12 protein-coding genes and 1 pseudogene are annotated in these 13,051 nt (G+C 38.0%); 12 read left to right on the top strand and 1 reads right to left on the bottom strand.

Features of this window, described 5'->3' with window-relative positions:
* Positions 1-478 precede the first annotated feature (478 nt).
* Genes LG307_RS13995 through LG307_RS13985 form a run of 3 tightly spaced genes read left to right on the top strand, consistent with a single transcriptional unit; the run spans position 479 to position 3,899 of the window.
* Entirely contained in the window at positions 479-1,171 is a 693-nt protein-coding gene (locus LG307_RS13995) for a response regulator transcription factor (protein WP_404443027.1), read from the top strand.
* Positions 1,149-3,389 carry a sensor histidine kinase gene (locus tag LG307_RS13990; RefSeq protein WP_404443024.1) on the top strand — a complete coding sequence of 747 codons (2,241 nt, stop codon included), beginning with the start codon at positions 1,149-1,151 and terminating at the stop codon, positions 3,387-3,389. The genes LG307_RS13995 and LG307_RS13990 overlap by 23 nt, the downstream gene beginning before the upstream one ends.
* Complete coding sequence (locus LG307_RS13985) at positions 3,390-3,899, top strand: RNA polymerase sigma factor (RefSeq protein ID WP_404443022.1); 510 nt, start codon at positions 3,390-3,392, stop codon at positions 3,897-3,899.
* 131 nt (positions 3,900-4,030) lie between these two features.
* Here the strand turns inward: LG307_RS13985 and LG307_RS13980 are convergent, their stop codons facing one another.
* Positions 4,031-4,681, bottom strand: a complete 651-nt coding sequence (locus LG307_RS13980; protein WP_404443019.1) for a hypothetical protein — start codon at positions 4,679-4,681, stop codon at positions 4,031-4,033.
* Positions 4,682-4,949: 268 nt separating this feature from the next.
* Between LG307_RS13980 and LG307_RS13975 the strand changes: the two genes are divergently transcribed.
* The 9 genes and pseudogenes from LG307_RS13975 to pepF all read left to right on the top strand — a co-directional run bounded on the left by LG307_RS13975 (position 4,950) and on the right by pepF (position 12,997).
* Complete coding sequence (locus tag LG307_RS13975) at positions 4,950-5,741, top strand: transporter substrate-binding domain-containing protein (protein WP_404443016.1); 792 nt, start codon at positions 4,950-4,952, stop codon at positions 5,739-5,741.
* Positions 5,742-5,860: 119 nt separating this feature from the next.
* Complete coding sequence (locus LG307_RS13970; protein WP_404450463.1) at positions 5,861-6,487, top strand: amino acid ABC transporter permease; 627 nt, start codon at positions 5,861-5,863, stop codon at positions 6,485-6,487.
* Positions 6,480-7,202: an amino acid ABC transporter ATP-binding protein gene (locus tag LG307_RS13965; RefSeq protein ID WP_404443014.1), complete on the top strand. Its 723-nt coding sequence runs from the start codon at positions 6,480-6,482 to the stop codon at positions 7,200-7,202. Before LG307_RS13970 ends, LG307_RS13965 begins: the two co-directional genes overlap by 8 nt.
* A 238-nt stretch (positions 7,203-7,440) precedes the next feature.
* Positions 7,441-8,010: pseudogene (locus tag LG307_RS13960) on the top strand (peptide-methionine (S)-S-oxide reductase); the annotation flags it as partial.
* 152 nt (positions 8,011-8,162) lie between these two features.
* Entirely contained in the window at positions 8,163-8,771 is a 609-nt protein-coding gene (locus LG307_RS13955; RefSeq protein ID WP_404443011.1) for a TetR/AcrR family transcriptional regulator, read from the top strand.
* Complete coding sequence (locus LG307_RS13950; RefSeq protein ID WP_404443009.1) at positions 8,768-9,622, top strand: ABC transporter ATP-binding protein; 855 nt, start codon at positions 8,768-8,770, stop codon at positions 9,620-9,622. Before LG307_RS13955 ends, LG307_RS13950 begins: the two co-directional genes overlap by 4 nt.
* Positions 9,622-10,326, top strand: coding sequence for a hypothetical protein (locus LG307_RS13945; RefSeq protein ID WP_404443006.1), 705 nt, complete (start codon positions 9,622-9,624; stop codon positions 10,324-10,326). The genes LG307_RS13950 and LG307_RS13945 overlap by 1 nt, the downstream gene beginning before the upstream one ends.
* A complete protein-coding gene (locus tag LG307_RS13940; RefSeq protein WP_404443003.1) occupies positions 10,326-11,045 on the top strand; it encodes a hypothetical protein in 720 nt (239 codons plus the stop codon). Before LG307_RS13945 ends, LG307_RS13940 begins: the two co-directional genes overlap by 1 nt.
* A 74-nt stretch (positions 11,046-11,119) precedes the next feature.
* On the top strand, positions 11,120-12,997 hold the full coding sequence (gene pepF, locus LG307_RS13935) for an oligoendopeptidase F (protein ID WP_404443001.1): 1,878 nt from the start codon (positions 11,120-11,122) through the stop codon (positions 12,995-12,997).
* Positions 12,998-13,051: the final 54 nt, after the last annotated feature.

Here is a 13,051-nt window from a genome sequence, read left to right as displayed (position 1 = left end):
ATTTTCGTTTGTTTTGATTCATATTTCCACACCAACCTAACATTTGTGATAGACCTATACTTCCAATTAATATTCTACTTTTGTTTAATTTCACGTTATTGTCCTCCCTAGTGGATGTTATACAATCACCTAATTCTGTTAGTGTTTTATAATAAAATACAAGACGGTCAAAAGCTGCCTAAATAGTGAAAAATGGGAGATTGGTAGCAGGAACGAGTTGGTAAATAAAATGGATATTGCTGTTTTACATGTAAGAAAGTCCTGCTGTTTGAAAAAATACCCCAATTAATAAAAGGTAATCCTAAATTTATTCAATTTTTTTCAATATAGTTTGGGAAAAATCGTCTCCCACTTCCCAACAATTATATAATAGGTTAGTAACTTAAGAAATTCTTAAGAAAATACTTCAATAATACTTAAGATTTACCATATATGATGTGTACATAGAGAAGAATGGTAAGTGGGAGAAGGGTGAGAGATGTCGAACTATACGGTGTTGGTAGTGGATGATGAGAAAGAAATAAGAGATGCGATTGGAATCTATTTAAAAAATGAAGGTGTTAGGGTCTTAAAAGCTCAAGATGGGGTTGAAGCGTTAGAAATGCTTCATGAAAACGAAGTGCATCTAATTTTATTGGATGTGATGATGCCGAGGCTTGATGGCATTTCTGCAACACACAGGATTCGCGAAGAGCGGAACATTCCAATTATTATCTTAAGCGCCAAAAGTGAGGATACCGATAAAATCCTTGGGCTGCAGGTGGGAGCGGATGATTATGTAACAAAGCCTTTCAATCCGATGGAGCTTGTCGCAAGAGTGAAATCCCAGCTCAGAAGATATGTCACACTTGGACCGTTTGAAGGAATCAAGAAAGTCATTGATTTGAATGGACTGACCATTGATAAAGAATCAAAGGAAGTTACGGTTCAGGGAGATCCGGTCAAGTTGACACCGATTGAATATAAAATAGTGGAATTGTTAATGACCAATGCCGGACGTGTGTTTTCCATCAATGATATTTACGAGCGGGTATGGAAAGAGCCTGGCTTCAATGCGGAAAATACAGTGGCGGTACATATTCGAAAAATTAGAGAAAAGATAGAGATAGATCCGAAAAATCCAAGATATTTAAAGGTGGTATGGGGGATTGGGTACAAGATGGAGAAATAGAATAATAGCTTTTTTAATGGCACTGGTTTTTGTTTGTGCGTTAAGCGGAAGCTTTTATTTTATCAATAATTTAGATCGATTTGGCCAGGAAAATTATTTTGAAACGCAAGAGTTTCAAGTTGAGCTTGAGCAATATGCAAATTACTTAATTACAAGCGAATTGGGAACGTTATCCGAAGATAGTGTAAAAGAAAAGATTACCGTTTCCTTGGAGGAAATAGATGAACACCGTTATAGATACGGTTCGTTGGACGCTCAACTTGATAACATCCGCTATCAATATGAGGAGAGAATTCAACTAGCCGAAAATGGGGAACTAAGTGAAGAACCAGAAGAAATTATAGCAGAAAGAGATAAAATATTAGATGACATTCGAAAAAACTTTTCAAGCGATGAACATGTAGAGGGAAAAATAAGAGCGGAAAAAGAAAAATTAGTAGAAGACTACTTTGAAGATGCGAGTAATTTCGCTCCTGTTTCAACTATTTTCAACGAGGATTTCTTATACTATTTTGAACAAAACGGAGAAATTTTTACTAACACAGATGCCCAGATTAAATCAAAAGAACAATTACTCAGTGAAAACAACATGCAATATGTTACTAATTACACGATATATGCAGATAGGTATTTTCATTCATACAATTGGCCATATGAGGATTGGCTCTACCAAGCACTGGCGGATGTTAGAGGTGATTTTAATGGGAAGATTGGTGTGCCATTAGAACTTTCATCCGATAGCGAATTGATGACTTTTAAAACTAGTTATGAAGAGAATAGGATTTGGTTTTGGAGACTAGGGATAAGTTCCCTTATTGTATTATTATTATGGTTTGTCACGATAGTAAAAATGATATCTTTGCCAAAAGAAACGGGGAAATGGCAAAGCCTATATGATAAAATTCCAGTGGATCTTAGGATTGGAGGGGCGGGAGTCACTACCTTTTTATTATTGTTCGGTCTAATGTGGGTGCATGATTGTATCAATCAATTGACGTACCGCTTATCAACGGTATGGGCTACTGAATTCGTAATTAGTATTCTAGCATCAGCATGCATGAGTTTACTAACCTACTATCAACTAAGATATTTGATAGCAACGATGCGAAGTTTATCGGACTTCAAGCAAGCGTGGACAAAAAGTGTGCTTATAAGAGCATTAAGAATTTGTAAAAAAGTGTATCGAAAGTTCTCCCGGATTGTAAAGGATGCATTTTTAAATACAACTACAGGTATCCAAGTGTTCATTCTCCTGGCGATAGTCTTTGGACTAGGCTTTGGTTTCTTTATGATTTTTATTGATATAGCTTTCTTTCTTCTTTATTTCTTCTTCGCTATTTTCATAGGAGTGCCGACGTTCATTCTTTTAGTAAAAACTGTCGGTTATTTCAATAAGATCTCCATCAAAACAGAGGAGATGGCATCAGGCAAATTAGGGGAGCCAATAGAAGTAAAGGGGAATTCCGTTCTTTCTAAAATGGCAGCAAATTTAAATGTATTGAATCAAGGGGTAAAGCTGTCTTTAAACGAACAGGCAAAAAGTGAGCGCTTGAAAACAGAGCTGATTACAAATGTCAGCCATGATCTTCGAACACCGTTGACCTCCATCATCACTTACACGGAGCTTCTGAAGAAAAACGACCTGACTGCTGAGGAACGATCCGCTTACCTTGAGATTATTGATAGAAAGTCACAACGTTTAAAAGGGTTGATTGAGGATCTATTTGAAGTATCCAAAATGGCAAGCGGGAATATCGAGCTTGTAAAAGAGCGAGTGGACCTTAATCAACTTCTGCAACAGGCGTTGGCGGAGTATGATAGTTCATTGAAGGAATCCAAATTACAATTTCGGGTTGCTAACACTGATAAGCCACTTTATGCATTGGTGGATGGACAGAAAATGTGGCGGGTGTTTGATAACCTAATAGGAAATATCGTGAAATACTCTTTGGGAAATTCGCGTGTATATATTCATGTGCAGCAGTTGGATGACAAAGCCAAAATCACATTTAAGAATGTTTCAAAATACGAATTGAATGACCAAAGTGAAGAACTATATGAGCGCTTTAAAAGAGGAGATACTTCACGGAATACGGAAGGATCTGGCCTTGGTCTTGCAATTGCTAAATCCATCATCGATCTTCATGAAGGCAGTCTTGACATCGAAACGGACGGCGATTTGTTTAAAGTGAATATCTGTTTGAAAGTGGTGGATTAAGTGGATTTCACTACTATATATAATGAGCATTATGACAGAGTGTTTCACGTAAGCTTCGCCGTTATTCGCGACCGCCAGTTAGCTGAAGACAATGTGCAAGAAACTTTCATAAAGGCGTATAAGAAATTGGATAGCCTGCAAGAGAGTGATAAAGTTGGTGCTTGGCTTAGCGTGATTGCAACGAGAACAGCCATTGATTTTGTCAGACGAGAGAGAAAAAATAGAGGATGTCCGATGGAACTAGATGTGTTAGATTGTCTAGGAAAAGAAGCAGGTCATAACGTTGAAGCAGAAGTGGAAATAAAAATGTTAATGGAGCTCCTAGATGAAAAGATGGAAGAAGAGTTCACAAAAGAAGACAAAAAACTGCTTGTTCTAAAAATGGAAAGTGGGTTAAAGGAGCGGGAAATTGCTAAAGCATTGAAGATGAATCCAGCAACAGTTAAGTCAAAGATCCATAGAGCCAGAAGGAAGTTAAAAGAGCGTATGGCTGTAGAGTTGAGTGCATAAGGGATTAATGGTGTAGGGAACACTTTTCTTCAAAGTGCTCCCTGCACTTTTTTGAAAAGGAATTTGTATAAATGTTTTACTTGAGAAGTTTTAACGGGGACAAACTCCAAAGGTTACTTAAACGGGATTGATTAAGTTGATTCAAAATCACGTTGATCTCTTTCATCCAATTTTGCAGATATTTCCTCAAGGATGGCTTCAATATCTTTGGTTTGATCCTCTTCTATTCTAGTCAGGCTAGCGTTGATTTCATTAAATCGGTCGTTCACATCATGCCTGATTAAATAGAATTCCTCGCGAAGTGTGCTTGTTGTATTTGTTAAAGAATGAACTGCTTCTTTAATTTGGTGTTGTCCAGCTGAAAGCATGAATGTCTTTTCATTTAGCCCCTTAACCTCATCCTTCATAAGTACCTGATTGTCAGAGAGGATGGAGGTTTTCTCGTTAAGCCCCTTAATCTCATCCTTCATAAGCAACTGATTGTCCGAGAGGGTGGAGGTTTTCTCGTTAAGCCCCTTAACCTCATCCTTCATAAGTAACTGATTGTCAGAGAGGATGGAGGTTTTCTCGTTAAGCCCCTTAATCTCATCCTTCATAAGCAACTGATTGTCCGAGAGGGTGGAAGTTTTGTCGCTAAGCCCTTTGATCTCATCCTTCATAAGCAACTGATTCTCAGAAAGGGTGGAAGTTTTCCCGTTTAACTCACTTAATTCTTTTTTCATTTCATCCTTAAAGTCCAACATCCTATTCAAAATCAAGTCTAATTTTGCATCTGTGTTCATCTCCTATCACCTCCTTTTTCTAGTTCATTGTAATTATAACATGAACCTAGTCTAATGGAACTATAACAGAAACAGTATATTTCAGAATAATAAAAATACAAAAACTTTATTTATCTTTATAAACTATATTGCATAAATATTAACCTGTGTTAAAATACATTTATTCGAATAAACATACATTATAATAATACTTGATTTAAATGTAGGTTTGTTTCATAATTAGATTAAATTTTTAACTTTTCTGAAAAAAGAATAGGGGGAAATTATTGTGAAAAAATGGTTTTTGTATTCATTAATTAGTATTTTAGTAGTAGGCTTGTTGTCCGCTTGTGGAACATCCGGTAATGGAGATGAAACGAGTGGAGAAGGTGAAGATGGAAAGAAAGTTCTAGTCATGGGGACTTCCGCTGACTACCCTCCATTTGAGTACATTGATACAGAAGTTGGAGAAGAGATTATTGGTTTTGATGTGGACCTTGCAAAAGCTATTACAGAAGAACTTGGTTATGAGTTGAAAGTTCAAGATATGGACTTTGGAAGTTTAATTACTGCCATGAAATCAGGTAATATCGATCTTATCTTGGCAGGTATGACACCGACAGAAGACCGTGCAAAGCAAGTTGATTTCACAGATGTATATTATACAGCGAATCATATGATTGTTTCTTTGAAAGATAGCAATATTACTAGTTTAGAAGATTTAGAAGGTAAAACGGTAGGGGTTCAAATGGGTTCTATCCAGTATGATAAAGCAGAAGAAATTGCGGAAGAAGTGAATATTACTATTGAAAACCGCGACCGTATCCCGCAAATTGTTCAAGACTTGAAAACTGGCCGTTTTGATGCAGCGATCATTGAAGATACTGTCATGAAGGGCTTTATGGAGAAGGATGCCGATTTGACAGGATTTACTCTTGAGTCTGATGAAGAAGGATCGGCCATTGCCCTTCCAAAAGGTAGCGAATTAACGGAAGAATTCAACCGTGTTCTAAAAGAAATGGAAGAGAACGGTGAGATGGAAAAGTTAATTAACAAATGGTTTGGTGGAGAAGAAGAATAAGTCTTACTGAGATCAAAAGGGTGCAATAACCGCCCTTTTGATTTTCTTGTTAATATGACAGAAAGGACTGGTAGCACTTGACGATTGACTTCTTAGATTTTAGCGCCATCACAGGTTCGATGGATTATATCCTTGCCGGTGTGAAGGTAACACTTCAAGTTGTATCACTAGCGGGGATTATTGGTTTTATCATCGGAACGTTGTTGGCTTTATGTAAGATTGGTAGAATCAAACTACTTAGAATTTTTGCGGATGTTTATACATCCATTTTCCGAGGAACACCGCTTGTTCTTCAATTAATGTTAATATTTTTCGGGCTGCCGCAAGCAACTGGTATCACGTTTGAACCTGTCACTGCCGCCATTCTTGCATTTGGGTTAAACTCTGGAGCCTACATATCTGAGGTAATCAGAGCAGGAATTATGGCTGTTGATAAAGGACAACGAGAAGCTGCCATGGCCCTTGGCGTACCCTATCGCCAAATGATGAAAGATATCATTTTACCACAAGCATTGAAAAACATTTTACCAGCACTTATGAATGAATATATTACACTTACAAAAGAATCAGCCATTGTTACAGTTATCGGAGTAATGGATGTTATGAGACGTTCTTTTATGACAGCATCGAGTACTTATGCATATTTAGAAGCATTCATGTTTGCCGGACTTATTTATTATGTTCTAGTAATGATTCTCACGTTAATTGGCAAGCTCATTGAAAGGAGAATGAGACGCTATGATTAAAATACAAGATTTGCATAAATCCTTTGGCAAGTTAGAGGTGCTAAAAGGGATTTCTGCTCAAATAAAAGAAGGGGAAGTAGTGGCAATCATCGGGCCTTCGGGGTCTGGTAAATCTACTTTACTTCGCTGTATGAATCTATTGGAAGAGCCAACTTCCGGTCACATCTGGATTAAAGATCAGGATGTTGCAAATAGGAAAACGAACATCAATAAAGTACGTCAGAATTTAGGAATGGTGTTTCAGCACTTTCACCTGTTTCCTCATAAGACGGTTCTTGAAAACTTAACATATGCACCTGTTTCGGTAAAAGGACTTTCGAAAAAGGAAGCGGAAGCAAAAGGGATGGATCTGCTTGCAAAAGTGGGACTAGCTGAGAAAGCAAAGGAATATCCTAACCGCCTGTCCGGTGGGCAAAAGCAACGTGTGGCAATTGCACGTGCTCTTGCGATGGACCCTGAGGTTATGTTGTTTGATGAACCAACTTCCGCACTGGATCCAGAGATGGTAAAAGAGGTGCTTGAAGTAATGAAGGCACTGGCTCATACGGGAATGACGATGGCTATTGTGACACACGAAATGGGCTTTGCCCGTGAGGTGGCTGACCGCGTATTGTTCCTTGATGATGGAATGTTAGTGGAGGACGCTCCTCCTGCAGAATTTTTTACAGCTCCAAAGTCCGAGCGTGCTAAGGTGTTTTTGGAGAAGATGTTGTAGGATTGATGTGGAACCAGCTCTCTTTGAGGGGCTGGTTTTCTTTATTATGTATGAGGACAAAGTTAGCGAAAAAAGGAGAAACATTGTCCTCATAAAACACCTTCCCATACATAATTATTCATGCTAACTTAACACTAACAAACAATAACTCTTGCCAAAGAAAGGAGCACAAAAAATGACCAAACACGACCACAACCTCCAAACGGCCACTCTCGGCATGGGCTGATTTTGGGGAACCGATACCCGGTTCGGGTATTTATATGGAGTTATCCGCACAAGAGTAGGCTATGCAGGTGGCACCACACTTTCACCTACCTACAAACAAATGGGAGATCATACCGAATGTCTACAAATTGACTTTAATCCTACCCAAATAACTTTTGAAGAAATTGTCCGACATTTTTGGAACTCACACAATTCCAATCGAGGTAACTATAAGGGTCGGCAGTATCTGTCTATCTTTTTATTTCATGACTACTACCAAAAAGAAGTACTGGAAAAGATTAAGCAAGAAACCCAGGATATAAATTCTCAAACAATTGGAACTGAAATTGCACCACTAAATTATTTCACACTTGCAGAAGAAAGGCACCAGAAGTATTACTTGAAAAGATACCAAAATGCGACACAAAAACTACGCAAGTTCTTTCTGACAGAGGAAGCATTTAACAATGCAACTTTGGTAGCGAGGTTAAACAGCTTTGTGAAAGGACATGGGACCCTCTATTCCTTAAAAGATGAAATAGAGACGTGGCAAACAGGAGAAAAAAACGAACTACTTTCGTTAGTGAATACCCTAAAGTGGTAACCAAAATCTCTACTTTAAAAGCAGCCCATAGCTGCTTTTTTCAATGTAAGCACCGTACGCACTTCCCTTTACTAAGTTCATCGTCTATAATAAATGTATGAATATAAAATAAAATTATTCATATATTCATATTAGGGTGGAGGTTTGAGTAAATGGCTAAAGGTTTTACTGATCAAGAACGTGATGCTATTCAAAGCAAATTGATGAAAAACGGAAGAGAGCTATTTGAGAAGTTTGGACTAAAAAAAACATCCATGTCCCAGCTCACTAAATCTGTTGGAATTGCGCAAGGATCTTTCTATCTGTTTTTTTCCTCTAAAGAAGAATTATATTTTTCTATACTTGAAAAAGAGGAAGGATTGCTGAAAGAAAAAATCCTTCAACAGATTGAAAGCCCGATGACAGCAGGAGCTTTTAAAAATTTGTTGATGCTGTCAGTGCGAATGGTAGAGGAAAATTCTTTTATCCAGCAGCTTTTTAAGCAGGAAGAAATGGAGCAGCTCATTCGAAAGCTACCATCAGAGAAATTGCAGCAACATATTAAAAAGGATACTAATGACCTTACACCTCTTATTGAAATCTGGCAAAAGGAAGGAAGCATGGTTCAGGAATCGCCAGAGGTAATAAGTGGAGCATTTCGTTCGATGATTCTGTTAGCCATGCATAAAAGAGAAATAGGGGAAGGAGTGTACGATTCTACAATGGAGCTGATTGCAGAAGGATTAGCAAACCGGCTGTTTAAGGAGGAGCAAATGCGGTGATTGAAGTTAAAGGGCTAAGCTATCGATATAAAAAAGCAAGAGATTCCACTCTGAATGATGTGAATTTCCATGTGAAAAAAGGAGAGATATTTGGGTTTCTTGGACCATCAGGTGCGGGGAAAAGTACCACTCAAAAAATAATGATCGGCTTACTATCTGATTATCAGGGAACTGTCAAAATAAATGGACAGGAGATGAAACAAAAAAGCAAGGACTTTTACGAACAAATAGGAGTGGCTTTCGAGTTTCCTAACTTTTATCATAAACTGACTGGATTGGAAAATATAAATCTTTTTAAAGGTTTATATAAAAGAAAAACAACAGATGCGATGTCCTTATTGAAGCAGGTTGACCTTGAAGACGCTGCAAGTCTGAGGTTCCATAAGTATTCAAAAGGGATGAAAATGAGGTTGAATTTTTGCAGGGCACTTTTGAATGATCCCGAAATATTGTTTCTGGATGAACCCACTTCTGGACTTGATCCAAATAATAGTAGACGTTTAAAAGACATTATGTTGCAGAAAAAGGATGAGGGGAAGACTATTATTCTCACAACCCATCATATGCATCTTGCAGAAGAGCTTTGTGACCGTGTGGCGTTTATGGTAGATGGAAAAATAGCGTTGATAGATACCCCTGATAAATTGAAACGAGAAAATACCAGTAAACAGGTGATTGTTGAATACATGGAAGGTCAAATAATTAAAATAGCTATTTTTGACCTTCATTCCTTAGCATCAAATGTCCACTTCCAGCAATTGTTACGGTCAAAAGAAATTCTTTCCATTCATACAAAAGAACGTACGTTGGAAGAAGTATTCTTGGAAGTGACAGGAAGGAGCCTTCGATAATGAAGAAACTATTTTGGATGTTATATACAGACATCAAATTTCAATATTTGCATGGGTTCTACTATGCTTATTTATTTATGGTAACAATCTATGTGTTGTTGCTTCACGCAACACCCGTATACTATTTACAACCACTAACTGTTCTAGTCGTTTTTACAGACCCGACCATATTAGGTTGTTTTTTTATAGGAGGAATTGTTTTACTTGAAAAAAGTCAGAGCGTATATCCTTCGATTTTTATGACAAGTCTTAAAGTTAAAACATTTATCGCCTCTAAAGTAATCTCTTTATCATTCCTTTCCCTTGTATCCAGTTTAGTTATTTTAATCTTAGTTCATAAGGTAGAATTTCATTTTGTTCCATTATGTATAGGTATTGTGTTGAGTTCAGTCGTTTTTACGCTCATCGGTTTTCTTCTTGCAGTCAGAGTCCGGACAGTTAACCAGTTTTTACTAGCATCACCATTAGTGATAACGGTATTTTTTTTGCCTATAGTGATTGTCTTTGAATGGTGGGACTCAATCTTTTTGATGTTACTTCCCAGTTATGCTGGTATCTTGATGATCCAAAGCGCTTTTGAGCCTATATCTTGGGGAGAAGCAATGTATGCCATCACTACTCTTGTCGTTTGGAGCCTCGCTCTTTTCAACATTGCAACCAAATCTTTTAGCTATCATGTTTTGGAAAGAGGAGAGGATATCTAATGATTTCTCTGGTGGATAGAATAGTAAGTGATTTTCGATTAATTAAGAGGGATGGTATTTTATTAGTAGGCATTCTTGCCCCAATATTTATCGCGTTTCTTTTCCGAGTTGGTTTTTCTCATGTAGCAGAAATAGCCTACCAACTTGCAGGCTTAAATCTATATAATCATCTCCAATTAATTATGGGGGTTACTCTCTTGATGACACCATCTATGCTTGGGATGATGGCAGGGTTTATGCTACTGGATGACCGTGATGAAGGCTTGCTCACCTACTTTGCAGTAACGCCACTCAAAAGGATAGGGTATATAAGATATAGAATCATGGTAACGTTCATACTTTCTCTATTTCTATTTTATGTAGTCGTGTCCCTTTCTGACTTGTTGGAACTTTCTTGGTGGGTCAATTTCCCACTAAGCATTCTTTATGCTTTGGAAGCTCCAATTTTTGCGTTGTTATTAGCGCTGTTTGCGAACAATAAGGTAGAGGGGTTAGCGTTGAATAAAGTGCTAAGCGTCAGCATTATCGTTCCAATTATTGCCTACTTTGTACCGGAAGGGTGGGAGTGGCTTTTTATGTTGGTTCCTACTTTTTGGCCGGTATGGACGCTTCTTTTTGCAGGGACATTTGATTTTTGGCTGTATCTTATTGGAGGAATGATACTCCACATTATGATTATCCTATTTTTAATCAACATGTTCTTAAGGAAAACAGAGTGACCAAACACCAAAATGTATAGAAAAAGCTGGAAAACAAACACTAACCCTTAGCAGAAAACTAAGGGAGGCCCACAATGACAATGAAAACCACACGAATCATTACATCACTATTAATAACCGTCATTATAAGTTTCACGTCAACTCTAACCTATGCAGAAAGCCCAACCTACAAATCTCGCGCAGATATTCCACCCGAATATAAATGGAACCTCCAGACTCTATATAAGAATGAAACGCAATGGAAACAGGATGTGTATAAAGCCAAAAAGCAGGCAGACCGTTTTGCGAAAAAAGAAGAAAAGCTGGACAGTGACAAGCAAATTCTCACTCTTTTAGAGGATTACTTTGAGCTGTTTCGTTTGATGGAAAAAATCTTTGTTTATTCCCGAATCAACCTGGATGTGGATATTAGCAACACATCTGCTCAGGCCTTATCTGATGAAGGTCAAAATATGATGATCTACGTGGTGGAGCGGACAGCGTGGTTCTCGAATGAATTGCAGGCAATTGAAAAGGAAGATTGGGAAAAGCTTCTCGAAAGCCCAAAACTCAAGCCATACTACAACCATCTAAAAGATACGTATGAAGATAAAATACATTCCCTGCCTCCAGAAATGGAGAAAATGCTAATCAAAACAATGCCGATTGTTAACGCACCAAGTGAGCTTTTTACGATGATGTCTAAAGACCTTGTCCTCCCAAGCTTTACGGTAAAGGATAAAGTGTATGAAATGTCGGCACCTTTATATTCTGTCTATATGTCAAGCAAGGATAGGGAAGTGAGAAAGGCTGCTTTCCAAACATATTACCAAACCCTTGGGAATTACCAGGATACCTTTGCTTCCATGCTTGCTAATATTGTAAAGGCGAATAACTTTTTTGCTACAACGAGAAACTATCCTTCTGCATTAGATGCGCATCTGGAAGGGAAAGACATAGATCCGAAAGTTTACACGCAACTAATCGAAACAGTAGAAGAAGGACTACCGCTTTTTCATCGATACCTTAAATTGAAAGAAAAATATGTTGGCATTGACGACTCCATGCACATGTACGACCTATCTGCTCCGTCTCCTTTTACAAAAGAGGAAAAGATCCCATATGAGGAGGCAAAGCAAATAGTTATGAAAGGATTATCGCCGATAGGAGAGGCTTATATCAAAACACTATCAAAGGGGCTCTCTTCCAATTGGGTGGATGTCTATAACACTCCGGGTAAAGCAACAGGAGCATATCAGATAGGATCATATGACTCTCATCCATTTGTTTTGTTGAATTATCAGGGTCTGCCAAGTGATGTTTTAACACTTGCGCATGAAATGGGACATGCGATGCATTCTTATTATTCCAATGAAAATCAGCCTTACCAAGATGCAAGGTATGTGACATTTACGGCGGAGGTTTCTTCTACTTTGCAGGAGCATCTTCTTCATAAGCAACTGATGGATGAAGCAACGACGAAGGAAGAAAAGATTCATGCTCTCTATCAATACTTAGAAGATTTCCGCGTAACGCTTTTCCGTCAGACGCAATTTGCGGAGTTTGAAAAGATTATTCATGAAATGGGGCAAAATGAAGAACCTTTACACGCAGAGGCTATTAAAGGGGTCTATCATGATCTCAATAAAAAGTATTATGGAAAAGACATGGAAATAGACAAAGGAATTGCGATGGAATGGGCAAGGGTGCCGCACTTTTTCCATTCAAGCTTCTATACGTATCAATATGCTACAAGTTTTGCCGCTTCCGCAGCCCTTGCGGAACAACTGGAAGAAGGTGGCTCTGAGTCGCAGAACAAGATAGTAAAAGAGCTATTTTCTTCAGGTGGCAGCCTACCGCCAATTGATATTCTAAAGCGGGCGGGTGTGGATATGAGTAAAAAAGAACCGATTGAAGAATCGTTAAAACGGTTTGAAGAACTGGTTAATGAATTTGAGGAGTTATTAAAATAATAGCTCAGAAATAAGTAAACAACTCCCCACCATTTTCATGTATAGTAGTACTAT

The sequence above is a fragment of the Sutcliffiella horikoshii genome (assembly GCF_044809035.1).
Taxonomy (GTDB): domain Bacteria; phylum Bacillota; class Bacilli; order Bacillales; family Bacillaceae_I; genus Sutcliffiella_A; species Sutcliffiella_A horikoshii_G.
The sequence above is the reverse complement of the archived record's forward strand: the minus strand, read 5'-3'. Positions and strand labels throughout refer to the sequence as shown.